This window comes from Clostridium tepidiprofundi DSM 19306 (genome assembly GCF_001594005.1).
GTDB lineage: Bacteria > Bacillota > Clostridia > Clostridiales > Clostridiaceae > Clostridium_AC > Clostridium_AC tepidiprofundi.
Map to the genome: position 1 here is coordinate 1 of NZ_LTBA01000030.1, position 25,764 is coordinate 25,764.

19 protein-coding genes and 1 pseudogene are annotated in these 25,764 nt (G+C 30.2%); 16 read left to right on the plus strand and 4 right to left on the minus strand.

Annotation, left to right across the window (positions count from 1 at the left end; genetic code table 11):
* Nucleotides 1-466 precede the first annotated feature (466 nt).
* Together CLTEP_RS10200 and CLTEP_RS10205 are read right to left on the minus strand one after the other, a co-directional pair.
* Nucleotides 467-1,804 carry a TldD/PmbA family protein gene (locus CLTEP_RS10200; protein ID WP_066826446.1) on the minus strand — a complete coding sequence of 446 codons (1,338 nt, stop codon included), beginning with the start codon at nt 1,802-1,804 and terminating at the stop codon, nt 467-469.
* Nucleotides 1,804-3,177 (minus strand): TldD/PmbA family protein, encoded by a 1,374-nt coding sequence (locus tag CLTEP_RS10205; protein WP_066826448.1) that lies wholly within the window; start codon nt 3,175-3,177, stop codon nt 1,804-1,806. The genes CLTEP_RS10200 and CLTEP_RS10205 overlap by 1 nt, the downstream gene beginning before the upstream one ends.
* Before the next feature lie 418 nt (nt 3,178-3,595).
* Here CLTEP_RS10205 and CLTEP_RS10210 point away from each other — a divergent pair, with 418 nt between their 5' ends.
* The 9 genes from CLTEP_RS10210 (at nt 3,596) to CLTEP_RS10245 (ending at nt 15,083) form a co-directional block, all read left to right on the plus strand.
* Entirely contained in the window at nt 3,596-4,099 is a 504-nt protein-coding gene (locus CLTEP_RS10210; RefSeq protein WP_066826450.1) for a DUF1097 domain-containing protein, read from the plus strand.
* A gap of 177 nt (nt 4,100-4,276) precedes the next feature.
* The gene (locus tag CLTEP_RS10215) at nt 4,277-5,305 is read left to right on the plus strand and encodes an ABC transporter substrate-binding protein (RefSeq protein WP_066826452.1); all 1,029 of its coding nucleotides are present in this window, start codon (nt 4,277-4,279) and stop codon (nt 5,303-5,305) included.
* Nucleotides 5,306-5,482: 177 nt separating this feature from the next.
* Nucleotides 5,483-7,162, plus strand: coding sequence for an ABC transporter permease (locus tag CLTEP_RS10220; protein WP_066826454.1), 1,680 nt, complete (start codon nt 5,483-5,485; stop codon nt 7,160-7,162).
* A gap of 11 nt (nt 7,163-7,173) precedes the next feature.
* Complete coding sequence (locus CLTEP_RS10225) at nt 7,174-8,250, plus strand: ABC transporter ATP-binding protein (protein ID WP_066826455.1); 1,077 nt, start codon at nt 7,174-7,176, stop codon at nt 8,248-8,250.
* A 231-nt stretch (nt 8,251-8,481) separates the two neighbouring features.
* Nucleotides 8,482-8,967, plus strand: a complete 486-nt coding sequence (locus tag CLTEP_RS10230; protein WP_242863914.1) for an MgtC/SapB family protein — start codon at nt 8,482-8,484, stop codon at nt 8,965-8,967.
* A gap of 202 nt (nt 8,968-9,169) precedes the next feature.
* Nucleotides 9,170-10,921, plus strand: a complete 1,752-nt coding sequence (locus tag CLTEP_RS10235; protein WP_066826456.1) for a sensor histidine kinase — start codon at nt 9,170-9,172, stop codon at nt 10,919-10,921.
* Entirely contained in the window at nt 10,899-12,443 is a 1,545-nt protein-coding gene (locus tag CLTEP_RS10240) for a response regulator transcription factor (protein ID WP_066826458.1), read from the plus strand. The genes CLTEP_RS10235 and CLTEP_RS10240 overlap by 23 nt, the downstream gene beginning before the upstream one ends.
* A 32-nt stretch (nt 12,444-12,475) precedes the next feature.
* Complete coding sequence (locus CLTEP_RS14420; protein WP_201786611.1) at nt 12,476-12,616, plus strand: hypothetical protein; 141 nt, start codon at nt 12,476-12,478, stop codon at nt 12,614-12,616.
* A gap of 124 nt (nt 12,617-12,740) precedes the next feature.
* Nucleotides 12,741-15,083, plus strand: coding sequence for an ATP-dependent Clp protease ATP-binding subunit (locus CLTEP_RS10245; protein WP_066826460.1), 2,343 nt, complete (start codon nt 12,741-12,743; stop codon nt 15,081-15,083).
* A 175-nt stretch (nt 15,084-15,258) separates the two neighbouring features.
* On the opposite strand, the gene CLTEP_RS10250 is transcribed toward CLTEP_RS10245, so the two are convergent.
* Nucleotides 15,259-16,140 carry a DegV family protein gene (locus tag CLTEP_RS10250; RefSeq protein WP_084364867.1) on the minus strand — a complete coding sequence of 294 codons (882 nt, stop codon included), beginning with the start codon at nt 16,138-16,140 and terminating at the stop codon, nt 15,259-15,261.
* A gap of 152 nt (nt 16,141-16,292) precedes the next feature.
* Nucleotides 16,293-16,955 (minus strand): TetR/AcrR family transcriptional regulator, encoded by a 663-nt coding sequence (locus tag CLTEP_RS10255; RefSeq protein ID WP_066826462.1) that lies wholly within the window; start codon nt 16,953-16,955, stop codon nt 16,293-16,295.
* A gap of 246 nt (nt 16,956-17,201) precedes the next feature.
* Between CLTEP_RS10255 and CLTEP_RS10260 the strand changes: the two genes are divergently transcribed.
* From CLTEP_RS10260 to CLTEP_RS15090, 7 genes and pseudogenes are all read left to right on the plus strand, one after another.
* Nucleotides 17,202-18,527 (plus strand): glycine/sarcosine/betaine reductase component B subunit, encoded by a 1,326-nt coding sequence (locus tag CLTEP_RS10260; RefSeq protein WP_066826463.1) that lies wholly within the window; start codon nt 17,202-17,204, stop codon nt 18,525-18,527.
* A 29-nt stretch (nt 18,528-18,556) separates the two neighbouring features.
* On the plus strand, nt 18,557-19,870 hold the full coding sequence (gene grdH, locus CLTEP_RS10265; RefSeq protein WP_084364869.1) for a betaine reductase selenoprotein B: 1,314 nt from the start codon (nt 18,557-18,559) through the stop codon (nt 19,868-19,870).
* A gap of 133 nt (nt 19,871-20,003) precedes the next feature.
* Nucleotides 20,004-21,494 (plus strand): glycine betaine uptake BCCT transporter, encoded by a 1,491-nt coding sequence (locus CLTEP_RS10275; RefSeq protein ID WP_066826466.1) that lies wholly within the window; start codon nt 20,004-20,006, stop codon nt 21,492-21,494.
* A gap of 415 nt (nt 21,495-21,909) precedes the next feature.
* Nucleotides 21,910-23,484, plus strand: coding sequence for a putative glycoside hydrolase (locus CLTEP_RS14425; protein WP_084364871.1), 1,575 nt, complete (start codon nt 21,910-21,912; stop codon nt 23,482-23,484).
* Nucleotides 23,485-23,706: 222 nt separating this feature from the next.
* The gene (locus CLTEP_RS10285) at nt 23,707-24,009 is read left to right on the plus strand and encodes an ArsR/SmtB family transcription factor (protein WP_242863916.1); all 303 of its coding nucleotides are present in this window, start codon (nt 23,707-23,709) and stop codon (nt 24,007-24,009) included.
* Between the two features lie 139 nt (nt 24,010-24,148).
* On the plus strand, nt 24,149-25,495 hold the full coding sequence (locus CLTEP_RS10290; RefSeq protein ID WP_066826467.1) for an FAD-dependent oxidoreductase: 1,347 nt from the start codon (nt 24,149-24,151) through the stop codon (nt 25,493-25,495).
* Nucleotides 25,496-25,575: 80 nt separating this feature from the next.
* Nucleotides 25,576-25,764, plus strand: a pseudogene (locus CLTEP_RS15090) (hypothetical protein); the annotation flags it as partial.

The window sequence follows — 25,764 nt, forward strand, 5'->3', positions numbered from 1 at the left end:
TCTAGTCTTCCTCAATTATTTAAACCTCCTCAAACAATATAAATTAGTATTCCACTAATAATATTCGTTGAGTACATATACATATTTATAACATTTTAATGCGAAGAATTTTTAATCTTTAGAGCTGAGCTATTGTAATGTTTATCGGTGGAATTGTGTATGGATGCTGGTATATTAATAATATGGAAATTTCGTAGATACGTGAGAATGGAAACTATTTGTTTTTATCGATTCCACAAGACACTTACTTCTATAAGTGGGAGATTAAGGCTTTTGCTTCAAATGAAGTAGAGTTTCAACCTGAAGTCACGATGTTTTGCTTTAGCAAAATGAGTTCACACATAAAAATTTGGTGAATTCATATAAATTTTTATGTAATTATAGTGCATTTGCTATTATTGTTGTTCGCACTACAATAATAGCAAATGCACTTTTTAATAACGAATCCAGTCCAATAAAAATAATTTTACTCGATGTTTATATCTTTAAACATAGCATATGGTATAGGATTATATCCATGGAAAAAGAAGAAAGGAGTATTTTTTGTAGTGCTACTTATATCAATGAGATTATTCTTGAATATATCATAAATATTAAAGTTTATTGATTGTCCAGAAATTTTTCCAACTATTTTTCCATTTTTAACATGATAACCCATATCAATACTACCAGTAATTTCTCCATTACCAATATTGCCCATAAAGAAACCTATAACAGAATCTATTATTACACCATCTTTTAAGTCTGCTATCATATCATGCAAGGATACTTTTCCAGGTTCTACATGAAGATTTGTTACATATGGAGATGGTTCCGCAGAAATATCATGTTTAGGCAAGAAGTTTCCTAATTTATAACCATTACCAGTTGGTTCCATGTTTAGTTTTTTAGCGGTTTTTAATGAATGAAGGAAACTTTGGAGTCGTCCATTTTTAATTATTTCAGTTCTTTGACTTGGAGTACCTTCATCATCAAATGGATGAGTATTGAATGCACCAGGTCTAGTTGCATCATCTACAATTGTAAATCTTTCATCAAATATTTGAGTTCCTAGTTTTTTGGCTAAGGGCGATGAACCTTCTTCAACCTTCTTACCATTCACTCCAAGCATCAATGGTATTAATGAACAACACAAAAAATTAGGAGTAAATATTACAGGTCTAGGTCCTGAATCAAGTGTAACAATGTTTCTACATAATCTTATTTGTTCTAATACAGAGTTTGTCATTGCATTTATATCATAATTTGAGTTTAATAAAAGCTGTATATCATAGAAATTTATAAAATTATTATCTTTTATGAAAGAGCTACTTACTGAGAAACTTAGAGAATCTTTTTTATAACTATTTAAAAGACCTTTACTATTACAGATTTCAACGTAAGAACTATTTAAATCAAATTCAACTCCAACTTTAACATCAGGAAATTCTTTAGTGATATCAGTGATAATCTTTTTACCATCCTCAATAAGTTGCTCATCATTTAAGTCCATTATATTATTTTCGGGAATTGATATATCCTCATTGCTGTGTTTATTTATAAAGTTGAATTCAGCAGGCGATGAAAATGGAGTTATTTCATCACAGCTTTTAACAAGATTATCAAATTCATTTAAATCAGTAGATGTTGAAAATGAGAGTTTACCATCCTTAATCATTCTAAGTGCAACACCAGTAGATTGAGTAAAAGAAACTTCTTTGAGATTATTATTGGCAAATGCAATATTTCTTTTTGTTGAATTTTTATAGTATATTTCACCGTCTGTAGCACCAATTGAAATTACTTTGTTCAATAAATTTTTCATTATTCTTTACCTCCAACAACTACATTTTGAATTCTTATTCTAGGGCCACCAAAACTAACAGGTAGTGGGAATTGTTCTCCTTTTCCACAGCCTCCACCACTGTCACGGGAAGTATTTTCATTGCCAATCATATCAATATTGTTGAGGGTTTCGAATATGTTACCGGTAAGGTTTATATCTCTAACTAGTTCGCAAATCTTTCCATTTCTTATAATATACCCATATGATGCTGAAAAGGTAAAATTATCACCAGTTGTTTGACCACCGTTAGTTCCTATAGCAAGTATACCTAAGGAAATATCTTTTAGCATTTCTTTAAATGAGGAATTTCCTGATTCAATAACAGTATTTCTCATTCTTGGAATAGGAGCATATTTATAATTAATAGCACGTCCATTACCAGTAGCTTTTTCATTCATTTTACCAGCGGTTTCTCGTGAATGAAGTCTTCCTACCAATTTACCTTCTTTTATGAGATATGTTTTTTCTGTTTTAACTCCCTCATCATCATATTTTAAATAACCTCTTTTTCCCTTATCGAGGCCAGAATCATAAATATTTAATATTGGTCTTCCAAATCTTTTACCGAGTTTCATTATATCTTTCAATTCTTTGTTTTCGTAAACGTTATCGCCTTCGCTTAGGTGACCAAAAGCTTCATGAACAAAGACTCCTGATAAATGAGAGTCAGTGATAATAGTATATGTTCCTGCTTTTACTTTTGGAGCCTTAAGCAAGTCAACTGCGATTTGACTTTGTTTTTTGATTTCTTCATGTAATCCAAGTACGCAATTATAATCATCTGAAGAACCAAAGCCTACTGAAGTAGATTGAGAATTATCGCCTTCAACTGCAGTTATAAGTATTATACCACCTAAATCCATCTTTTCTTGATATATATAAGAACCTTCAGAACTGGTAAAAGTTATATTTGAAAAAACTTCATTATAAGTAACATTAACTGATGAAATATTTTCATGAAAATTTAGTGCTAGTTCGTTATACTCTTTTAATAAATTGATTTTTTCATATAAAGATACTTTTCGTGGATCATTCTTAAGACATAGAAAAACAGAATCTTCAACTACTTCAACAGGAGCTAAACAACTCTCAGAATTACCTATTAATTTAGCTTGTTTAATAGCAGTTTCTGTAAAGGAATCTATATCATCTAAATTGTTAAATGAGACAGTTCCCCATGAGCCTTTGTATAAAGCTCTTACTATACCACCTATTTCATTGGATTTTTTTAAAGTAGCTAATTCCCCATTGGTAATGATTATATTAGTAGATGAAGAGTTTTCTAGTCGTATATCTATATAGTCGCAAAGAGATTTGTATTTTTCAATACATGACAATAATTTATTTTTCATAACTTGCCCCCTTAATTCAGAATATAATGAAAATTAACAATAAAATTATAACATATTTCATAGCATAAATGGAAACGGAATGTATTTATAGTGTAAAATTATATTTTTATCAATTTTATAAATGGGTTATTGATGATTTTGCCTATTAAAAACTTATTGCAAGAAATTTACACTTGATAAACTTTCAAAAATAATATATATTGAATATAGTAAAAATTCATATAAGTATGAATCTCTAATGAGATTTACTGGTTTGCTGCCTTTATACAGTGAATACGGCTTTTGGTCGTAGAATAGGGTGATAACACGGAATATATTTCGTCCCTATACATAACTCCAATTTATCGGAATGTGTATAGGGATTTTTTCGTTAAATATTTTAATAAGATGCTAACTTTTGCAAGGAGGTTTTTTTGACATGAAAAAAATACTAGCCATAGGTATTAGTAGTGGAATTATTGCAGTATTATGGACAGCTGGGAGTGTTACTTTGGGATTGAGTACTGTTGCTGGCTTTTTAGCTTGGTCTAGTTTCTTTGCAGCTGGGGGAAGTAGAAAAGGTATTAAAAAAGCCTTGATTGCTAATTTGAGTGGAATTTGTTGGGGAGTTGTAACATTTCAATTGTCAAAAATGTTAGCTTTTAAGCTTGGTGATGTTGGTTCAATGACCATATTTAATGGATTGGGTTCAGCAGGAATAATTCTCCAATCAAAAATAACATTGTTATCATTTATTCCGGCATCTTTTATAGGATGGTCTGCATTTATTGCCTCGGGAATGAATTTTAAGATAACAGCTATATCTATGATTATAGGATCATTTGCAGGATATGCATCTGAAAAATTAACCGATATTATATTAAATATTTTTACTACTGAACGTATTGATGAGAATGTAGAAGTAGATACTCAATTAGACTAGGAGTTAAATCTTAGTCTTTTTTTATGTTATTTTTGACACTATGTATAAAATCTTTACCATTTTGTGCATTATTCTGAACAATATTGTCTGAAAGTTCAAAAATGCATTATAATCACTAGTATAAAGTTTGTTATGTGTTTTGATGTTAAATAAAAATTAATTGTTGAGGTGAAAAAAATGTTAAAAAAGAAAATATTAGCTTTAGGTTTAGCGACAATTATGTCACTTGGAATTTTGGCAGGATGTGGTGCAAAAAAAGAACAAGCAAATAAGGAAGATAAGCATCTGACAATTTACTGTGGATTAATGCAGGATCATATGATTAAGGCTGTTAATGAGTTTGAAAAAGAAACTGGTATTAAAGTAGATGCAGTAAGAATGAGTTCAGGTGAGATACTTGGAAGAATTAATGCAGAGAAAGAAAATCCAAAGGCTTCTGTATGGTTTGGTGGACCAGCAGATGGTTTTGTTCAAGCAAAAGAAAATGGATTATTAGAAAAATATGAATCTCCGAATGCAAAAGATATTCCAGCAGGATATAAAGATGCAGATGGATACTGGACAGGCATTTATGTTGGATACTTAGGATTTGCTTCAAATCAAGCTCTTCTTAAAGAAAGAGGAGTAGATATACCAACTAGTTGGAAAGATCTTTTAAAGCCAGAATTTAAAGGACAAGTTGTAATGGCAAATCCAGGTTCATCAGGAACTGCGTATACTGCACTTGCAACAATTATTCAATTGATGGGTGAAGAAAAAGGTTTAGAATACATGAAGGCTTTAAATGGACAAATGAAAACATATACAAAGTCAGGTACAGCTCCAGGAAGAATGGCTGGACAAGGTGAGTGTATGGTAGGAATTACTTTCTTACATGATGCTATAAAATATAAAGAAGAAGGAATGAAAGATATAGTTATTTCTGCACCTAGTGAGGGAACAGGTTATGAAATTGGGGCTGTTGCAATGATAAAGAATGGACCTGATAAAGAAGCTGCTAAAAAGTTCATTGACTGGTGCTTAACTAAAGATGCACAAGAAATTGGACAAAAAGCTGGATCTTATCAGTTCTTAACTAATCCAAATGCACAACCTCCAAAACAAGCAGAATCTATAAAAGACACTAAGCTTATAGATTACGATTTTAAGTGGGCTGGTGAAAACAGATCCAAACTTGTTGAAAAATGGAATAAGGCAATAAAATAGTCAAAAATATGATGGTATTCTTGAACAGGGGACTATTGCAAAGCAGTGGTTTCCTGTTTTTAAAATAAGGCATTTTCAAAAAGATAGATTAGCATATTTGACTTGTCATTTCCTTTTAAATGCCTAAGTGTTACTGTTTGAATAGTAATTTTTGAAAATGAATGTAGAGGTGACAATATGAATACTCTAAAAAACAAACTTCTGGAGATGAAAAAAGTTACAAGGGATCCCATACTGTTAACATCAATAATATTAGTAATTATATCGCTTATTTTATTCATAATATGGCCTTTGTTTGACATATTAAAAGAGAGCTTTATATCGAATGAAGGAAAATTAACTTTGAATTACTACATGGATACATTAAGTAAAAGTGAAAACAAGAGAATTCTTATGAACACAATGGTTCTTGGCTTGTTTGTAAGTACTGTAGCTACTTCTGTAGCATTTCTATTTGCATATGCAGATGCTTATATAAAGCTAAAATTTAAAAAACTTTTTAATATTGTATCTATATTGCCTATTATTTCACCACCTTTTTCGTTAGCAATGTCATTTATAATGTTATTTGGTCAAAGAGGAATTGTAACACATAAAATATTGGGAATAGAAAGTGCCAATGTATATGGTTTTAAAGGATTAGCAACGGTTCAGATTTTGACTTTTTTCCCAGTTGCGTATCTTTTACTTCTTGGTATATTAAAACAAATAGATCCTTCACTAGAAGAAGCAGCTAGGAATATGGGAGCTTCTAGGGGACAAGTTTTTAGAACTGTTATTCTTCCGCTTGTTAAACCTGGTATTGTTAATGCATTTTTATTAGTATTTATTCAGAGTGTTGCTGATTTTGGAAATGCAATGGTTATTGGAGGAAACTTTACAACTCTTTCTGCACAGGTTTATATTCAATCTATGGGTAATTATGATTTAAAAGGTGGTACAGCATTGGCATCAGTACTGCTTACTATATCGATATTGATGTTTGTAGTACAGAAATATTGGTTAAATTCTAAATCATATGTAACTGTTACAGGTAAGCCGTCTAGACAAAGGAATCTTATTGAAGATAAATATATTAAAATACCAATTCAAATTGGATGTATGCTTATAAGTTTATTTATAATTATATTATATGGAATGATACCAATAGGATCGTTTGTTAAAGTATGGGGAATAGATTATACGCCTACACTTATGCATTATAAATACATTGTTGAACTTGGACTTAAGTTTATAAGGGATACAACTATACTAGCATTAATAGCTATGCCTATTACAGGTGTTCTTGGAATGATAATAGCATTTTTAATTACAAGAAAGAAATTTATTGGTAGAAGTATGATTGAATTTGCATCTATGCTTGCTATGGCAATTCCAGGTACTGTTATTGGTATGGGGTATGTATTAGCGTATAATAAATATCCATTAATGCTTACAGGAACTGCAACAATAATTATTTTATCATTTATATTCAGAAGTATGCCTGTTGGAATCAGATCAGGAATAGTATCTTTGCAGCAGATAGATCCTGCAATCGAAGAAGCTGCACAGGATTTAGGAGCAAATACATATAAAGTTTTTACATCTGTTACAATACCGCTAATAAAGAATGCATTCTTCAGTGGACTTGTGTATAGTTTTGTTAGAAGTATGACTGCATTAAGTGCTGTTATATTCTTAGTATCTGCAAGATATAATCTTTTGACAGTTGAAATTATGTCTCAAGTTGATGTGGGAAGGATTGGTGTTGCGGCAGGATATTCAACAATACTTATTGTAATAGTTGTAGTGGTTGTTAGTGCTATGAAATTTATACTAAGTAAATTAGGAGTAAATACAAAAGAGATTGCAGGTTAGGAGGAAATAAAATGAGTGAGCTTAAAAATGTAGTTTTAAAAAATATAGTTAAAACTTATTTGGGTAATGATGGTAAGCCTTTTACAGCTGTTAATAATATAAATTTAGAAATTAAATCAGGTGAATTTGTTACTTTGCTTGGACCTTCTGGATGTGGTAAGACAACAACTTTGAGAATGATAGCAGGTTTCGAGATACCAACAAGTGGTGATATTTATATTGGTAAAGAAAATGTAAGCAAGCTGACACCTGATAAAAGGGATACTGCTATGGTATTTCAAAGTTATGCTTTATTCCCTCACTTAAATATATTTGATAATGTGGCTTATGGATTAAAATTGAAAAAGCTTTCAAAGGATGTAATAGATAAAAAGGTGAGAAAGATACTTGAGTTGGTAGGATTGAATGGACTTGAAGAAAGGGCACCAAATCAATTATCTGGAGGACAGCAGCAGAGAGTTGCATTAGCTCGTGCACTTGTTATGGAGCCATCCGTTTTATTATTCGATGAGCCATTATCAAATCTTGATGCAAAACTTAGAGTTTACATGAGAACTGAAATAAGAAGAATTCAAAAAGAAGTGGGAATAACGAGTGTTTATGTAACTCATGACCAGGCTGAAGCGATGAGTATGTCAGATAGAATAATAATAATGAATAAAGGAGTAATAGAGCAAATAGGAACTCCAAAGGAAATATATGAAAAACCTGCTACTAAATTTGTTGCTGATTTTATTGGAGAAGCTAATATATTGGAAGCTGAAATCGTTGATATTGCTGACAAGAGAGTAAATATTAAACTTGCAGATAAGATTTTTAGTGTTAAGACAGATTTAAATGTTGGTAAAGAAGATAAAATAAATATAGTAATAAGGCCTGAAGCCGTAAATTTAGTAGATAATGGAGATATAGAGGTTAATGTTAAATCATCTGTATTTATGGGAGCGTATCAGGATTATGTAATTGAATTAGATAATAAAGAAATAAAACTTGTACAATATGATCCTCAGCATAAAAAAGTATATAATACGGGTGAAAAAGCATATATTGACTTAAAAGCTAATTCTATACATGTAATAAGAAATTAAACTTTAGAATATAAAATGACTGGTTTTAACCAGTCATTTTAGGCATTTGAAAGAAAATAACAAGTCAAATATGTGACGTATATTTTGTCAAATACAAAGGTTGCTTTTGAAAAAAGTTTTTCTGAGCAAAATATGATGTGACGTACATTTTGTTAAATACAAAGAATTGATTTCCGCTGATAGTAGGTTCTAACACACAAATGATACAAAACTTTGTAAGGAGTTGATACAGTGCAGTTTCAAAAGATTGAATGGTATAATGTCTTGATAAGATTAGCTATGGCTGTTTTTGTTGGTGGAATTATAGGCTATGAGAGAGAATTTAAAAATAGACCTGCTGGTTTTAGAACCCATATACTAGTGTGTGTTGGTGCAGCAGTAGTATCTATGATACAATTATATATGGTTAAGAATAGTGTTGAAATAATACTTAAAAATCCTGAATTGGCCAATGCACTTAAAGTAGATATAGGGAGAATAGGTGCACAGGTTATAACAGGAGTTGGCTTTTTAGGGGCAGGAAGTATAATTCACGAAAAAGGATTAATAAAAGGTTTAACAACTGCAGCTACAATATGGGTAGTGGCATGTATAGGACTAGCTATTGGAATGGGGTATCACTACTTGAGTATATTTTCAACAATAGTAGTTTTTGGTGTTTTGGTTTCATTAAAAAAATTTGAGGAGAGAATTTTTAAATCAAGGATAGAAGATTAATTGATGAAATTCTTATATTATAAAAATCACTATTAGTATTATTGACTTTCAATAGTATTATTGACTTTCAATAGTATTAAATAGTGATTTTATAGATTTACAACATTTTTGCTTTGAGTAAAATCGTTTACTTTTGAGACATAAATTTTTATGGTATAATGAATTGGACGAGCATAAAAATACGTAGGAGAAATTTTTCTTTATGTTTAAGATAAAAAGTTTTAAGAAAAGACTTTTTTATTCTTTTATTTTAATAGGGATTTGTTCATTGTTTTTTATGGCGTTGTTTTCTTATTATAATACGTCAAAATTAATAAATGAAAAGATTAATATTTCTATGGAGAATAATATTGAAGTCATGGGAGAACTTATTGATAGTACCATTAGCAATCTCGAAAGAATTGTTGAGTTTATTTCTAATAATAAAGATATTCAGAATATATTAAAAAAACGTCAATACAGTAGTTATGATGAAAAATTTGAAGATGTTCAAAAGGTTTATACCATAGTGAATAGTATTGAAGTTAAGACAATGGATATACCTATTTACATAACAGGATTAAATAATCCTTATAGTAGGTTTACTACACAGCAGAGTTTTGAGGGGTTATATTCAAATGTAAAGGGTGATATTTTTAATATATTTGAGTCTTTTGAGAAAGATAGGAACTTTTTTATTCACAGAAGAGTTGACGGTAGAGAGAGTAAAGACATAGTATTGACAATTGTAAAGCGTGTTAAGGATATTGAAACAGATGAAAAGTTAGGTTATGTATTTTTGGATGTGTATGATGATTATTTTAATAATATTTTTAAAAAGGTAAAAGTATATGAAAATAACAATATATATATTCTTGATGAGCATGGGAATATAATAACTGATAAATTATATAAGAATAGGACTGGTTTTAAATTTTATGAGAATTATCTCAATAAAATTTTAAACAATGTTTCAGGACAGTTTCGATGTGAATTATCAAATGGTGAATATATTGCTTATTTTAATACATTAGGAAATACCAAATTTAAAATAGTTCAAACAGTTCCTATTGCGGTTATTAATAAAGATAAAAGAGTTATTGTGGTTACATTTGTAGTATTGTTGAGCATTTTAACTATTTTAGCAATAATCATTTCTTATTTGTTATCTCAAAAAATATCAAAACCTATAAATGAACTTTCAAAGCTTATGAATAAAGCTGAAAATGGAGATTTGAATGTGAAATTTGATATAAATTGTGATGATGATATACGTGATTTGGGTAATAATTTTAATAATATGATAACAGAGATAGATAGATTGATTGAGGAAGTTTATATTAAGCAGTATTTACTTAAAGAAGCTGAACTTAAAAACTTGAAAGCGCAGATAAATCCTCATTTTCTTTATAATACATTAGAATCTATAAAATGGATGGCAAAGCTTGGAGAGAATGAAGGAATAGTTAAAATGATTACTGCTTTGGGGAGATTATTGAGATATAGTATTAGCAAAAAGAAAGATATAGTAAAAGTTTCAGAGGATATTGCTCAAATAAAAAATTACTTAACTATACAAAAGATAAGATATGGTGATAAATTTAATATTGTTTATGAAATAGATGAAGAAATACTCGATAAACCTATACTCAAGCTTTTGCTTCAGCCTTTAGTTGAAAATGCTATAATTCACGGATTAGAACCTAAAAACGGAAAAGGGAATATTTTAATAAAGGGCTATGTAAATGGTGATTTAATGTGTTTTGAGGTTATAGATGATGGTATAGGTTTTGATGAAACAACGATTGAATCAAAGGGTATAGGAATTAGCAATGTTGATAAGAGAATTAAACTTCATTATGGGGAAGAATACGGATTTTATTTAAAAAGAGTTGATAATCACACTTTGGCAAAATTAATTCTTCCATATGATTTTCAGGAGGATAAAGTGTATGTTAAAAGTAATGGTTGTTGATGATGAGTATTTAGATAGAGAGGGCATGAAAAAAACGATAGATTGGGCTAGTCTTGGATGTGTTTTTAGTGGGGAAGCAAAGGATGGATATGAAGGAATTGAACTTGCTAAAATAATAAAACCGAATATTGTAATTACAGATATTAGTATGCCGCGTATTAATGGATTGGAAATGGCTAATAAGATTAAAGAATTTCTTCCAGAATGTAAATTTATAATAATAACAGGGTATGATGATTTTGAATATGCAAAAGCTGCTGTTAAAATAAATGCTATTGATTTTATATTAAAACCTGTTGATGAAAATGAATTGATAGATTCAATAAAGAATATATCGTATCAATTTGAAAGAAATATTAAAAGAAAGCACATAGCTAGGGAAAAAATTCTTTTAGATATTATGAGAGGAAAGATAAGAGGCAAGGAGAGTATAGATAAAATAAAAAAAGAGTACTCTATAGAAATTAATGATTTGTGTATTGTTTGTATTGAAAACGATTATTATGAGAAGGCACTTGAAAGTGATTCTTTTGATGTTTTATTTAGTGCAAACGAATATGCTAAAGAATTAATATGTGAAAGGCTTTCTCAGTATACGTATTATCTAGTTGAATGCCATGATAATATTTTTGCAATTCTTATAAGCATGGATAATGTGTTGTATCCAAAAAGTTTTAGAGATATATTTATTGATTTTCAGAAAAAGTTTTCGAGTGTATTTAGTACTACTGTTACGATAGGAGTTTCTAATGTTGGAAGTATTTATGATATAAAAAAAGTTTATGAAGAGAGTAAGCAAGCATTAAAGAATAAATTGTATTCAGGAAATAATAGCATAAATTATTTTATGGATTTAAAGAAAGAAAACATTGTTAAATGGTCATATATAATAAGTTTTGAAAAAGAGTTGAGAATTGTATTAAAAGCAGGTGATAGGACAAAAATAAGAAATAAACTTGATAATTTATATATTAAATTTTTTACATCAAATCACATTAGTAATAGTATAATAAAGCAAATCAGTATTGATATAATTTTAATAGCACTTAAAACATTAAGCGAGTATAATATATCTATTGAGGAGGTTATGGGTAAAAATTTTGATATATATAGAAAAATTGAAAATTATAAAACTATAAAGCAGATGCATAACTTGGTGAGTGATATTATTTTTAATGTATTTAGGTGTATAAAATTAAAGAATGCAACTATAAGTGAAAATAGTATTGATAAGGCTATTCAATACATAAATGAGCATTACAATGAAAATATTTCACTGAGTGATGTTTCTAAAAATGTGTACTTATCTGAAAGCTACATATGTAGGAAAATAAAAAGTGCTACAGGTATGAGTTTTGTCGAATACATAACAAAGCTGAGAATGGAAAAGGCTATAGAATATCTTCAAAATCCAAATTATAAAATTGTTGATATTGCTAAAAAATTAGGATATTCTGATTATAGGTATTTTTCAAGAATATTTAAAAAGTACACAGGATATTCTCCAAGTGATTGGAAGTAAACTCTTTATAAAGCTAAAGAAGTAAACGAGGTTTGTTTAAATCGAATAAAGGTATATTAATTAATGCAGACTTAAATGGTGATTATAAGATAGTCAAAAAAGTATTTTCCAAAGCATTTGCAGAGGAGATAGAGGGTGTGGTGTTACACCCAGTCAGAGTAGATGTTGTTTAACATTGACTGATAAATAATTTTATTAAAATTTTTGATGAGATTTGTAGATTTTAATAAAATTAATAACCTACTTTACTCACAACGAATTGAATATATAGCATGAGAAATATGGAGATGATTTGATATGAAGATGTGTTCAGTATGTAAAAAAAATCTTGCAGTTGTTTTTATTCAAAAGGTAGAAAATGGTGTTACTAAAACAGAAGGATTGTGTTTAGAATGTGCTAAAAAAATGGGTATTCCTGTTATGGATCATATGATGAAGCAGCTTGGTATGACACCGGAAGACATAGAAAATTTAAATAAGCAGATGACAGATATGCTTAAAGATATGGATCCTGAGGAAATAAATGAACAGATGAAATTGATGTTTCCTGATATGGATATAGATGATTTTAGCGATAATAAGACACTTATGAATTTATTTAATGGTGTGTTTTCATCTAATGAAGATACAAATACTAAAGAAGACAATGATATGAATTTGCAGGAGGAATTATTAAATTTCGAAGAAAAAAAACAAAAACCAAAGATTAATGATTTTAAGGATAAAATTTTAAAGAAAAAGAAGAAATACTTAAATAGATTTGGGATAAACCTAACAGAAAGAGCATACAAAGGAGAAATTGACAGAATTATAGGAAGAAACAGAGAAATAGATAGATTGGTTCAAATATTGAATAGGAGAAATAAAAACAATCCTATATTGATTGGTGAACCTGGTGTTGGTAAAACAGCAATAGCGGAGGGATTAGCTGTTAGAATAGTTGAAAAAAAGGTACCAGTTAAATTGTTCGATACAGAAATATATCTTCTGGACTTGACAGCTATTGTAGCTGGTACTCAGTTTAGAGGACAATTTGAATCAAGGATGAAGTCTATTATAGATGAAGCAAAAGAATTTGGAAATGTTATTCTTGTCATAGATGAAGTTCATAATATAATGGGAGCAGGAGAAGTGCAGGGAGGGGCTATGAATGCTGCAAATATTTTAAAGCCAGCTCTTGCTCGTGGTGAAATACAGATTATAGGAGCAACAACAATAGAAGAATACAGAAAGCATATAGAGAAAGATGCTGCCTTAGAAAGAAGATTTCAACCTATACTAGTTGAAGAACCAACTAAGGAAGAAACTATAGAAATATTAAAGGGAATAAGAAATTATTACGAAGAATATCATAAAGTTAAAATATCGGATGAAGTTATTGAAGCAGCGGTAAATTTATCAGAGAGATATATTACAGACAGGTATTTGCCTGATAAGGCTATAGATGTTATTGATGAAGCTGGTTCAAGAGCAAACTTGAAGAATAAAGGTTTAGTAGAATTAGAAGTTCTTAATGAAGAATTAAAAAATATTCAAAATAAAAGAGAGATGGCTGTTTACAATAATGATTATGAAAAATCTGCTGAGTATAAAATGGAAGAGTGTAGATTATCAGAAAAAATTGAGCAGATAAAAAAAGAAAGTTTGGATGTTGAAATAACTGTTCAAGATGTAGCTTATGTTATAGAAGCATGGACTAAGATTCCAGTTCAAAAAATAACTGAAGAAGAAGCTAAAAAATTACTGAATTTAGAGGAAAGACTTCACAGAAGAATAATAGGGCAGAATGAAGCTATAGAGAGTTTGTCTAGAGCAATAAGGCGTAATCGTTCTGGATTTAGAAAGAAGAAAAAACCATCATCTTTTATTTTTGTAGGTCCAACTGGTGTTGGAAAGACAGAGTTGGTTAAAACACTTGCTACAGAGCTTTTTGGAAGCGAAGAGGCAATGATACGTATTGATATGTCAGAGTATATGGAAAAGCATACTGTTTCCAAATTAATAGGAGCACCTCCAGGTTATGTAGGCTATGATCAGGGAGGGCAGCTTACAGAAATGGTAAGGAGAAAGCCATATTCTGTAATTCTTTTAGATGAAATTGAAAAGGCACATCCTGATGTGTTTAATATGTTGCTTCAAATACTCGAGGATGGAAGATTAACCGATAATCAAGGAAGAACTACTTATTTTGAAAATACTGTTATAATTATGACATCTAATGCAGGAACAAATTTCAAATCAAATGGTATAGGATTTTCAAAAGAAGGATATGAGGCATTAGAAAGCAAAACTAAAGAGGCATTGAGAGAAATTTTCAAACCTGAATTTTTAAATAGAGTAGACGAAACTATAGTATTTGGAAATCTTACAAAAGAAGAATTAAGACAAATAGTTGATTTAATGCTAAAAGAAGTTATTGATGAAGTTAAAGAAAAAGGAATGTCTATTGACATTACAGATAGTGTGAAAGAGTTTATTTTGGAAAAGGGATATGATAAAAAGTATGGAGCACGTCCATTAAGAAGAACTATTCAAAAGTATATTGAAGATGAAATAGCAGAAAAGTATCTTAGAAATGAAATTAGAGAAGGTTCACATATTACAATAACATTGAATAATGACAAAATAGTACTAGAATAGGTTGATTTAATAAAGTTTTTTGTTTCATATAGAATAGATCTATTATATGGCTAACCAAGCAAAAACAACTTGTTTCGAATGATGAAAAGATATATAGAATAGACCTATTATATGGCTAACTAAAAACAGAGGTTCAATTAAATATTGACCTCTGTTTTTATGATTTATAAATTAGTTACTTATTTTCCCTTCTATTACCAACAAAGGCAAGAGCTATCATGTCTGGTCCAACATGAGAAGCAATTGTAGAACCGAGTTCAGATATAACTATTTTTTTAGGAGTAAATTCACTTCTTATCATTTGTTCAAGTTTATATGCATCTTCCAAACAATTACCATGCCCAATAATAACAATGGTGTTTTCAATGTCAACAGCATGTTCCTTAAATTTATCGAAAATAAATCTTAAGGATTTTTTTCTACCTCTTACGTTTGTATATGATCTTAGTTCACCTTTGTCATTAACTATAATTATTGGTTTTACGTTTAACAATGTACCAACTGTTGCAGTAGTCGAAGAAATTCTACCACCTTTTTTTAAGTACATAAGATCCTTTACAGCGAACCAATGATTGGTTTTAAATTTATTTTCTTCGAGCCAGTTTATGACATCATCTTTTGAAATGCCATCTCGTAACATTTCGACTGCATGAATTACCAAAATTCCTTGACCAACTGATGCACTAAAAGTATCTATTACGGTAATATCAGCATCTGGATTTTCTTCTAAGAATGAGTTTCTTGCAAGCACAGCGTTATTATATGTGCCACTTAATCCAGATGTTAATGGTAAGTAAATTAATGAATTTCCTTTATCGTAATGTTTCTTAAATTTTTGCATTATCCTATATGAACTGATTTGGGCTGTAGATGGTATAATCCCATTCCTTAGATATTTATAAAATTCATCATGCGAAAGCGTTTTGCCAAAATCGTCAAAATAATCCTTACCGTTTATATTAAATATCATTTCTATTGTATCTAGTATATCACTATTATCTTCTATAAACTGTAAGGGAAGATCGCAACATGAATCGGTAAGTATGATAGTTTTCATAATTATAAACCCCTTTAACAAATATTATTTATATAATATATAAGTACACAATACACATGGGTATATAGAAAATTATACGTTAATAATGTGTTAAAATAAATACAAAAGCAAAATTTTCATATATTATTAACAAAAAATTTTCAAATGTGACTTTATATATCTATTCTGTATGCTGATAGTGTACGATTTACGTATTTCAAAGTTCTTTCTACGGCGTCTTCTACAGTATAAGCTTTATTTTTATTGAGCATTCTGCACAACATGCCCTGATATATAAGAATATTCATTTCATTGATTTCAGTCAAATCTTCTTCCTTAAAAAAGCCTTCTTTAGCACAAATTTTAAGAACTTGATAATCTCTCAAATAAATATTGTCTTCTAAAAGCATAGGTAAGTATTGTTTTGATTCTTTACCGAGTTCTTCAGGAAAAATGGAATAATACTCTTTTATAGAGTCATTTACTGCAGAACTAGTAAATTCACCAAAAAATATGAGATTATATATTTCAGGCTTTAAATAGGAATGATAAGAAAAACACTTCCATATATTCACATAATTTTCTAATGAATTCTTTGAGTCTTTAGTGTAATCATATAAATCCAAAGCATAATCCTTTAAATATTTCATGGAAGCAAAGAAAATCAAATGATTTAAATTTTTAAAATAGTTGTAAAGAGTAGCGCTGTTGTATCCCGCCATATCGGCAACTTTTCTAATAGTTACAGCATCAATACCTTCTTCTTCTATTATTTTATTTGTGGCTTCTATAAAGTAACCCATTATACGTCTTTTTTGCATAAGCTTTTTGTCCATATTTTCATCACCTTATTAATTTAATTAAAAGTATTATTTTTATTACGATACCAACTAATTATAAATTAGATTATTGAAATATTCAATACAGAGTATTCGATAAATTAATAACAAAATAATCATGATTATTATATAATCAAGTTTACAGAATAATCAGATGTGTGGTATAATTTAGACATGGTAGTTAATAAAATATGCTTGTGTAGTAATAATAAAGGAGATAATGGAAAGGAGTGTAAATGAATAATGAAATTAGAGATAGGTAATTTTCATGTTAAAGACATCGTTTTTGGAGATAAAACTTCATTTATTGATGGTATTTTAACAATCAACAAAAAAGAAGCTTTAGATTTTGTTATGCAGGATGAGCGTATTACAGAAGCGGAGTTATATATTGTTAAACCAGGTGATAAAGTACGTATTTGCCCTGTAAAGGAAGCAATTGAACCAAGGGTTAAACTAAATGGAGATCCTCTATTCCCAGGTTTTACTGGAGAACTGTGCCCAGCAGGAAATGGAAGATGCCATGCATTAAAGGGAACATCATTATTAGTTGTTGGAAAACACTGGGGTGGATTCCAAGATGGATTGATAGATATGAGTGGTGAGGGTGCTAAATATACATACTACTCTCAATTGAAAAATATTGTACTTGTTGCTGATACAAATGAAGATTTTGAAAAGAGAGAACAGCAAAAGAAAAATAGAGCATTGAGAGAGGCAGGACATAAATTAGCTGAATTTATTGCTATGTGTGTTAAGGATTTAGAGCCAGATGAAGTAGAAACATTTGAATTAGAACCTGTAACAAAGAGAAGTGAAGATGTACAGAAGTTACCTAGTGTTGTGCTTGTATTGCAACCTCAATCTCAGATGGAAGAGATGGGATATAATGATGAATTATATGGATGGGATACTAATCATATGGTTCCAACATTTATGCATCCAAATGAAATTTTAGATGGTGCTATAGTATCTGGAAGTTTCATGCCATGTTCATCTAAGTGGTCAACTTATGATTTTCAGAATTTTCCAACAATTAAAAAATTATATTCTGAACATGGTAAGACAATTAATTTTTTAGGAGTTATAATGTCAAATCTGAATGTTGCATTAGAACAGAAAAATAGAGCTGCTCAATTTGTTGCTCAAATTGCAAAATCACTTGGAGCAGATGGTGCTATAGTTGCAGAAGAAGGATATGGTAATCCAGATGCCGATTTTATTGCTTGTTTAGTAGCATTAGAAGATGCAGGTGTTAAGACTGTAGGTTTAACAAATGAATGTACAGGTAGAGATGGTAATTCTCAGCCTTTAGTTTCATTAGATGAAAAAGCAGATGCTATTGTATCATGTGGAAATGTATCAGAACTTATAGAACTTCCACCAATGGAAACTGTTCTAGGAGAATTGCAGGCACTAGCAAGAGATGGTTTATCAGGTGGATGGGCTAATGATGAGATACTTGGACCTTCAGTTAGAGAAGATGGCTCAATAATAATGGAAAACAATGCTATGTTCTGTGGAGATCAAGTTGTTGGTTGGTCAATTAAAACTATGAAAGAGTTTTAATTTAAAGTAACTTAGGGAGGTGTAAATAGATGAAAAAAGCTATAATGTATGTAAATCAGTTTTTTGGACAAATTGGTGGTGAAGATAAAGCAGATTTTGCTCCTGTAGTAAAAGAAGGATTAGTAGGACCTGCTATGCAGCTTAATAAAGAATTAGATGATTGTGAAGTTACTCATACAATTATTTGTGGTGATAACTTTATGGGATCTAAAACGGAAGAAGCTATTGATATTATTATTTCTGAATTAGAAAAGTTAGAATTTGATATATTCTTTGCAGGACCAGCTTTTCAGGCAGGAAGATATGGTGCGGCTTGTGGACATATATGTAAAGCAGTTAAAGAAAAATTTAATGTTCCAGTGATAACTTCTATGCATATTGAAAATCCTGGTGTTGAAATGTTTAAGAAGGATATGTATATATTTAAAGGTGGTCATAGTGCAGCTAAGATGAGATCTGACATAAAAGCTATGGCTAAATTTGGAAATAAATTATTAAAGGGAGAAGAAATTTTAGGAGCAAAAGAAGAAGGATACTATGAAAGAGGAATAAGACATCAAGTTTGGAGAAAAGATGGTGTACAAGCAGCAGATAGAGTAGTTGATATGCTTATAAAGAAACTGTATGATAAACCATTTGAAACAGAATTACCAATTCCTAAATTAGATAGGGTACCTATAGCACCAGCAATTAAAGATTTAAGTAAGGCAAAGATTGCTGTATTAAATACAGGTGGTATAGTACCAATTGATAATCCAGATAGAATACAATCTGCTTCAGCTACAAGATGGGGAAGATATAATATAGAAGGTATAGATGATTTAAAAGGCGGAGTATACAAGACTATACATGCTGGTTTTGATCCTGCAGCTGCAGATGCAGATCCAGATGTTATTGTACCAATAGATGTGCTAAGAGCATATGAAAAGGAAGGTAAAATAGGTAGTCTTCATAATTATTTTTATACAACGGTTGGAACAGGTACAACTCAAGCAGAGGCTGCTAGAATGGCTCAAGAAATAATACCATATCTTAAAGAAGATAATGTTGATGCTGTTATAATGGTTTCTACATGAGGAACTTGTACTCGTTGCGGAGCAACGATGGTAAAAGAAATTGAAAAGGCTGGATTTACAATAGTTCAAATGGCGAACTTGATTCCAGTTGCTAAGACTGTAGGTTCGAATAGAATAGTTCCTACAATATCTATTCCTTATCCATTAGGAGATCCTGCTACAACCAAAGAAGAACAGTGGAAATTGAGATATCATAGAGTAGGTGTAGCTTTAGATGCATTAGCAACAGATATCAAAGAACAAACTGTTTTTAAAGTAAAATTCTAAATTAATTTGTTAACTACTTTAATCATTATAATTTCCCCTATAAATAAGATGACTTCTCAATAATGTGAAGTTGTCTTTTGGGGAGTATTTTTAGAATTGTAATTGTGGGAATCTTTTTGGAAAGGAGAAATTTATGAAAAATAAGAATAATAAAAGCAATGCTGTGTTTTACATATCATTGGTGATATCATTTGCTATAGTTGCATGGGGAGTAATTTCACCTTTGAGTTTAAAAGAATATGGTACGAAATTATTTAATTTTCTAACAAGTACTTTTGGATGGGCTTATTTGCTATCTATGCTTTTCTTTGTTGGTTTTGCACTTATTTTAGCATTTAGTAAGTATGGAAATATAAAGCTTGGTCCAGATGATTCTAAGCCAGATTATAAAACTTCTTCATGGTTTGCTATGTTATTTGGAGCAGGTATGGGAATAGGACTTGTATTTTGGGGTGTTGCGGAACCAATATCACATTTTGTTTCACCACCAGGAATTCAGCCTGGTACGCCAGAAGCGGCAAATTTTGCAATGAAAACAGTATTTATGCATTGGGGATTTCATCCATGGGCAAATTATAGTATATTAGGGCTTGCACTTGCTTATTTTCAATTCAGAAAGAACAAACCAGGTCTTGTAAGTAGCATTTTTATACCATTACTTGGAGAAGAAAGAGTAAATGGACCTATAGGTAAATTAATAGATATTCTTGCAGTTCTTGCAACTGTAGCTGGAGTTGCAACATCTCTAGGAATGGGAACACTTCAAATTAACAGTGGACTTAATTTTCTATTTAAAATACCAGAAACAAAGACTATTCAATTAACTATAATAGGAATTGTAACAGTAATATATATATGGACTGCTGTTAGTGGTGTTGAAAAGGGAATTAAAATCATTTCTGATGTAAATCTTTATGTTGCATTTGGATTACTAATATTGTGTTTTATGATTGGACCTAAAGTAAAAATCATTAATTCTTTCACAAATGGATTAGGGCAGTATTTGAATGGATTTTTCCAAGATAGTTTGCATATAGAAGCATTTGGTGATAATTCGTGGATTAATGGTTGGAGAATATTCTATTGGGCATGGTGGATAGCTTGGGCTCCATTCGTTGGAACATTTATTGCACGTATATCTAGAGGTAGAACTATAAGAGAATTCGTTATGGGAGTAATAGTAGCACCTTCTATAGCATCATTTGTATGGTTTGCAGTGTTTGGTACACTAGGAATTAATCTTTTTGATAAAATTGGCTTAAAGGGATTACAAGCAGCTGCGGCAACATCATCTACGGCATTGTTTGCTGTTTTGCAGTATTATCATTTGGGTTCAATAATTTCTTTTGTTGCAGTATTTTTGTTGTGTACATTCTTTATAACATCAGCAAACTCGGCAACATTTGTATTAGGAATGTTGACGTCAGAGGGTGATTTGAATCCATCAAATTTCAAGAAAATAATTTGGGGATTAGTTCAAGCATTGCTTGCTACTGCACTTTTGATTTCAGGAGGTTTGAAATCGCTTCAAACGGCGTCAGTTGCCGCTGCATTCCCATTTATACTTGTTATGATATTAGGTAGTTTTTCACTTGTTAAAGCATTAAAAAGTGAAAAATTATAAGTGAAATTATACTTGCAATTTTTGAAAACATGTAATTTTACAAATATGACCCTATAAAGTAGAAAATAATATAATCTACCTTGTAGGGTATTTTTACTTTTTTAGATTAGGTATTTCAAAAAAATGGATAGTCAGTATGTTAGTATATTTGACTTGTTATTTTCTTTCAAATGTCTTGTTAGGATAAAATTATTTAAGAAGAGTAATAATATATTTTGTACGATATTGATTTTTTGGGAGAATTAGTCCTTGGAAAGGAATATAATAATGAAGAATATTTTTGTAATAGAAGATTTTTACAAATTCGACAATGAAATTAAAATAAAAAATAATTTTATATAAAATTATGATGAAAAATGTATTAAAAGAGTATATAATTTAATTAACAAAATAATTATATACTGGGGGATATCTTATGACGATTAATAAAAAGCTAGTTGCAATAGTAAGTACAATTTTTTTATCAGTTAGTATAACAGCATGTTCAACACAAAAGGAAGCGCTTCATCAAGATAAAAAAATTTTGTCGCAGGGCGCAACTAAAAATGGTGAAAATAATACTTCAAAAGAAAATGCTGATAATAAAACAGATACTCAGACAGGAAATGATATCAAAAATGATACTGAGTTAGATGATAAAACTAAAACTGAGACTGAAACAAAAACTGAAACAAATACTGAAACAGGAAAACAGTCTCAGACTATTGTATACATAAATGCAAGCAAATTAAGGGTAAGAAAAGAGCCTACTACTACATCAAAAATAATTACCGAATTGCCAAGAGGAACAAAGGTTAAGGTTATAGCTGAAAAGAGCGATGCAAAAAAAACTAAATGGCTTAATATTACTTTAGCAGATAAAGTGAATGACACTAATTCAATAGAAACAGGATGGGTAAGTTCTGAGTATACTGTAGATAATCTGTCAGATTTGACACGTGATGATTTTTCAGATCTCGATTTCACGGCTCAAAACAAGGTTGCTGAATATGAAGATAATCCTAGAGTACAGGTTAAAGGAATATATGTTTCAGCATATTCAGCAGCTTCTCATATTGATGATTTTATAGCTTTAGCAAAGAAGACTGGTATAAATGCATTTGTTATTGATGTTAAGGGTGATATAGGGAATATGCTTTTTCCAACAAAAGCAGCTGAGAAATATAGTCCTCTAGCTAATAAAAGAGCTGTTATTAAAGATATAAATGCTTTTATGAAAAAGCTTAAGGATAACAATATCTATGCTATTGCAAGGATTGTAAGTTTTAAAGATCCTTTATATATAAAGGCACATCCAAATAGGGCAATTGTTTATAGAAAGAATGGTAGACCATTTTGTAATGCTGATGGATTGATGTGGGCAACAGCTTATGATAGACAGTTATGGGAATACAATGTGGCAGTTGCAAAAGAGGCTGCAGAAGTTGGATTTAATGAAATTCAGTTTGATTATGTTAGATTTCCTGCTTCTAATGGTGGTAAGATGGACAAGTTGTTAGATTATAGAAACACAAGAAAAGAATCCAAGGCTAAGGCAATACAGGAATATTTAAAATATGCTTATAGTCAACTTTCAAAGAAACATGTTTATATAGCTGCTGATGTTTATGGTCTGGTTGGTTCTGTAAATGATGATATGGGATTAGGGCAGTATTGGGAAGGAATAAGTAATGTGGTTGATTATATTTGTCCGATGATGTATCCAAGTCATTATGGAAAAGGAAGTTATGGATTGAATATTCCAGATGCTCATCCTTATGAAACTGTTTATCATTGCACAAAGGATTCTGTGAATAAAAATAATTCTATACCAACTCCAGCTATTGTAAGACCATGGATTCAAGACTTTACTGCTAGCTGGGTGAGAGGACACATACATTATGGTGAAAAAGAAGTAAAAGCACAGATAAAAGCACTTAAAGATAATGGCGTGAATGAATTCTTATTGTGGAATGCTTCAAATAAGTATAGTGTTTCTTCTGTGAAATAATAGAGTGATTAATTAAGGGTGGCATAAAATGTGCGACCCTTCTTGTTTAGGCATTAGAAAGAAAGTAATTAGAAAGTATATTAGTATAGTTGAATTGTTATTTTTTTCAAATGCATTACTTAAGATGCAAATAATCTTGTTAATAACTTGACAATAATTAATTTGCATTTTAGAATATAAGTATGATTTGTATGTTTAATTAATTATTGAAAGGTGATTTTATTGATTACAAAAGAATATAAGGATAAATTGAGAAATACTTCGGAAATACTAAAAGCTATAGGTCATCCAACTAGATTGTGTATTGTGTGTAAATTGATGCAAAGAGAGTTGAATGTTTCAGAAATGCAGGAGTGTTTAGTTATGCCACAATCTACTGTATCTCAGCATCTTTCGATTTTGAAATCCAGAGGAATTATAGAGGGTAGAAGAAATGGTTCGGAAGTCATTTATTCACTGGTTAATGAAGAAGTTAAAGATGTAGTAAAGGTTTTCTTTGAAGAGGGTGAAATTCCTAATAGTTAAGTAAGTAATTTTTTTTAAAGAACATATCGTATTATTTGAATATCAAGATAACCGAATGAGTTAAAACAGTACATATATACATAATTTAGTTAAGCTACTTTAGAGAACTACTAAAAATAATTTTATGGAGGGATTCAATATGAAAAAAACAGATGTATTGGTTATAGGTGGAAGTGCTGCTGGTTTTGTTACTGCTGCTACAGCAAAGTCGAATTATCCTGAAAAGGATGTTACAATCATTAGAAAAGAAGAAATTGTAATGATACCATGTGGTATTCCATATGTTTATGGGACATCAGGTTCTACTGACAAAAATGTATTGCCTGATGCAGGTCTAAATAAATTAGGTGTAAATATTGTAATTGATGAAGTTGTTTCAGTAGATAAAGATAGTAAAAAAGTTAAAACAAAAAAGGGAGAAGAATTTGAATATGATAAGCTTGTATTTGCAACGGGTTCAACTCCAGCAGTACCAAAATGGCTTAAAGGTACAGAATTAGAAAATGTATTTACTATACCAAAAAATAAAGTATATCTTGATGAATTAATGGTAAAGCTAAAGGATTGTAAAAAAGTTGTTACAGTTGGTGCTGGATTTATAGGTATCGAGATGTCAGATGAATTAAATAAGATTGGTAAAGAAGTAACAGTTGTTGAAATGCTTCCACATATTTTAGGACTTGCATTTGATGAAGAATTAGCTGTTGAGGCAGAAGAAATACTTACATCTAGAGGAGTAAAATTAGTTACAGGAGTGGGAGTAAAAGAGATTTTAGGAGATGCTAAAGTAAAAGGTGTTATGCTTAACAATGGAGATATTATTGATGCGGATGCAGTTGTTTTATCTATGGGCTATCGTCCAAATGTTAAATTAGCTGAGGATACTGGAGTTGCTATAAATGAAAGAGGATTTATAGTAGCAGATCAATTTAGAAGAACAAATATAGAAGATATTTTTGCAGTAGGAGATTGTTCTGAAAAGAGAGATTTTATTACTGGAAAATTAAGTGGAATAATGTTAGCTTCTACTGCATGTGCTGAAGCTAGAGTTGCAGGAATGAACCTTTATGGATTATCATCGGTTAAGACATTCCCAGGAACTATAGGAATATACTCAACAGCAATTGGTGAAACTGCTTTTGGAGCAGCAGGTTTAACAGAAAAACAAGCAGAAAATAAAGGCTTTGAAGTGGTGACTGGAAGTTTCACAGGAATGGATAGACATCCAGGTAATTTTGAGGATGCTCATAAGCAGATGGTGAAATTAATAGTTTCTAAAGATAGTGGAATAATACTAGGCGGAGAGGTTATAGGAGGAAAAACAGCTGGTGAATTGATTAATGTTATAGGCTTTATAATTCAAAATAGAATGACTATTGCAGATTTATTGGTAGCTCAGATAGGAACTCAACCAATGCTAACGGCATCTCCAGCTGCATATCCATTAATAAAAGCTGCTGAAATGGCTGCTAAAAAACTTAAATAATATTGTATTTAAAATAGAAAACATATAAAAGCTGAAGGCTGTAGTTATAGCCTTCAGCTTTCATAATTTTGCAGAAAAAATTGTTTTGTATTAGAATTTGTATTTTTGTTAATTTGTATGATATTATTGTTATTGTAAGGTATGAACAAAACAAAAAGTTAGAACTAAATGAAGAAATGGTTAATGATTTAATAAGTATAGTTAGTTGTTTTAGTGCTAGATTGTATGGAGCAAGAGGTGGAAGAAAATCAAAGAAAACTATCAATGAA

What these genes read in the sequence shown, in the direction of transcription:
- CLTEP_RS10235 (WP_066826456.1), top strand. Translation starts at nt 9,170, where the DNA reads ATGTTTAAGATAAAAAGTTTTAAGAAAAGACTTTTTTATTCTTTTATT.
- CLTEP_RS10200 (WP_066826446.1), bottom strand. Translation starts at nt 1,804, where the DNA reads ATGAAAAATTTATTGAACAAAGTAATTTCAATTGGTGCTACAGACGGT.
- CLTEP_RS10255 (WP_066826462.1), bottom strand. Translation starts at nt 16,955, where the DNA reads ATGGACAAAAAGCTTATGCAAAAAAGACGTATAATGGGTTACTTTATA.
- CLTEP_RS10210 (WP_066826450.1), top strand. Translation starts at nt 3,596, where the DNA reads ATGAAAAAAATACTAGCCATAGGTATTAGTAGTGGAATTATTGCAGTA.
- CLTEP_RS10205 (WP_066826448.1), bottom strand. Translation starts at nt 3,177, where the DNA reads ATGAAAAATAAATTATTGTCATGTATTGAAAAATACAAATCTCTTTGC.
- CLTEP_RS14425 (WP_084364871.1), top strand. Translation starts at nt 21,910, where the DNA reads ATGACGATTAATAAAAAGCTAGTTGCAATAGTAAGTACAATTTTTTTA.
- CLTEP_RS10260 (WP_066826463.1), top strand. Translation starts at nt 17,202, where the DNA reads ATGAAATTAGAGATAGGTAATTTTCATGTTAAAGACATCGTTTTTGGA.
- CLTEP_RS10275 (WP_066826466.1), top strand. Translation starts at nt 20,004, where the DNA reads ATGAAAAATAAGAATAATAAAAGCAATGCTGTGTTTTACATATCATTG.
- CLTEP_RS10290 (WP_066826467.1), top strand. Translation starts at nt 24,149, where the DNA reads ATGAAAAAAACAGATGTATTGGTTATAGGTGGAAGTGCTGCTGGTTTT.
- CLTEP_RS10225 (WP_066826455.1), top strand. Translation starts at nt 7,174, where the DNA reads ATGAGTGAGCTTAAAAATGTAGTTTTAAAAAATATAGTTAAAACTTAT.
- CLTEP_RS10245 (WP_066826460.1), top strand. Translation starts at nt 12,741, where the DNA reads ATGAAGATGTGTTCAGTATGTAAAAAAAATCTTGCAGTTGTTTTTATT.
- CLTEP_RS10220 (WP_066826454.1), top strand. Translation starts at nt 5,483, where the DNA reads ATGAATACTCTAAAAAACAAACTTCTGGAGATGAAAAAAGTTACAAGG.
- CLTEP_RS10250 (WP_084364867.1), bottom strand. Translation starts at nt 16,140, where the DNA reads ATGAAAACTATCATACTTACCGATTCATGTTGCGATCTTCCCTTACAG.
- CLTEP_RS10240 (WP_066826458.1), top strand. Translation starts at nt 10,899, where the DNA reads ATGTTAAAAGTAATGGTTGTTGATGATGAGTATTTAGATAGAGAGGGC.
- CLTEP_RS10215 (WP_066826452.1), top strand. Translation starts at nt 4,277, where the DNA reads ATGTTAAAAAAGAAAATATTAGCTTTAGGTTTAGCGACAATTATGTCA.